Below are 1,714 nucleotides of genomic sequence, written 5' to 3'. Positions count from 1 at the left end.
ACCCCCGCCCCACGGATGGCGCGGCGTGGTCGGTCAGTGCTGCCCGATGAGCTCCTTTCGCACAGACACAGCCGTCCGGAGCGCGGACCCACACCGAGTGGACGTGCTCCCGGGCCGTCCCCCTGGCTCGCGCCGTGCGCGCAGGCCAGGGGGCCCGGGCCCCGGCCCCCGCTTTCCTGTCTGGCCGCTGTGATCCGGCGGTGATTCGCCACAGCCGACGCCCAGCGACGCATGCGAGCGTGATTTCCGGTTAGGCGCACGGGGATCACTCGATTCAGCGGGCAGGTGAGCAGAGATCTCTTTCACGGCGAAGGCACCCGACTCGACAGCCGCGGCGGAAACGGAGCAGGACGGACAGGAGGCAGCGGACTCCTCGACAGCCGTCCACAGACCACCGGCCCCGGTCGCACCCCGTGCGAGCCGGGGTTTTCCGTCCGCCGTGTCCCGCACCGGCCGGGTGAGCGGCCTGGACGGACTGCGCACCCTCGCGGTCGCGCTGGTCGTCGTGCACCACGTGGAGCCCGAAGTGCTGCCGGGCGGGGCGGTCGCCGTGGACGTCTTCTTCACCATCAGCGGCTTCGTCATCACCCGCCTGCTGATCGCCGAGTACGTCCGCCGCGGCGGCATCTCCCTCATGTCCTTCTACCGCCGCCGCTGGCTGCGACTGGTCCCCGCGATGCTGGCCGTGAGCGCGTTCTGCGTGCTGCTCGCCTCGACGACCGACCTGTGGGGCTTCGAGGGTTCCCTCCAGGCGGCCGGGTTCACGGCCGCCTTCCTCACCAATGTCGTACGGGCCATGGAGCCCGGCCCCTACTCCGACCTCACCGCCCCGCTCGCGCACACCTGGTCGCTGGGCGTGGAGGAGCAGTTCTACCTGCTGTGGCCGATCGTCCTGCTCCTGCTCCTGCGACGCGCGCGGGCCCGTACGGTCCTGCTGTGCACGGCGGCCCTGTGCGTGCTGCCCCTTCTGTGGCGCTGCGTCCTGTGGAACCCGGACGCCGCCCACCGCATCTACAACGGCACCGACACCCGCGCCGACCAGCTGCTCGCCGGCGCCCTGGTGGCCGTGGCCCTGGCCCGGCTGCGGTCCGACGATCCCCGCCTGGCCCTGCTGCGCACCTGGTCCGCCCGCCTCGCCTGGCCGGCCCTCGCCCTGCTGGGGCTGGTCGCCTGGCGGATTCCGGTCACCGAGGACCTCGGCAGCTGGACGGCCGCGTGGTACACGATCGGCTTCCTCGCCGTGGCGGCCCTCTCCGCCGCCCTGGTCACCGCCCTGGAACTGCGCCCCGAGGACCGCCTGTCCCGCCTGCTGGCCCTGACCCCGCTGGCCTGGGTGGGCCGCAACCTGAGCTACGGCATCTATCTCTGGCACTACCCGGTCGTACGCCTCCTCGCCTCCCTCGACGTGAAGGAGGGCAGGCTGACGGCGACGGTGCTGCTGACGCTGCTGGCGGCCCTGCTGTCGTACTACGCCCTGGAAAGGCCGTGCCTCAGGAGGGCCCGGGGGACGAAGGTCCGGGGCCCGGTGCCGGCGGCAGCGACCTGAGGCCGTCCGCCGGGCCGGGCGACCCTCGTCGTCGTGGAGCACGGCGCATCGACCGGTCCAGCGTGACCGGGGGGGAAGACGTCGGAGTCCTTGACGTGCGCCTCCACCATGCCCGGCACGCGCTCGACTTGCCGGGCATGGAGAAGCTGACCCGGCCCCTCCTTGATC

Annotated in this window: 1 protein-coding gene; it reads left to right on the top strand. The window is 72.5% G+C overall.

Features of this window, described 5'->3' with window-relative positions; translation table 11 throughout:
• The first annotated feature begins 439 nt into the window (after positions 1-439).
• Positions 440-1,546, top strand: coding sequence for an acyltransferase (locus tag EHS43_RS43950; RefSeq protein WP_260471002.1), 1,107 nt, complete (start codon positions 440-442; stop codon positions 1,544-1,546).
• Positions 1,547-1,714 lie beyond the last annotated feature (168 nt).

The organism is Streptomyces sp. RP5T (assembly GCF_003933965.1).
Classification (GTDB): domain Bacteria; phylum Actinomycetota; class Actinomycetes; order Streptomycetales; family Streptomycetaceae; genus Streptomyces.
Note: the sequence above shows the minus strand (reverse complement) of the source record. Positions and strands in the feature narration are given on the sequence as shown.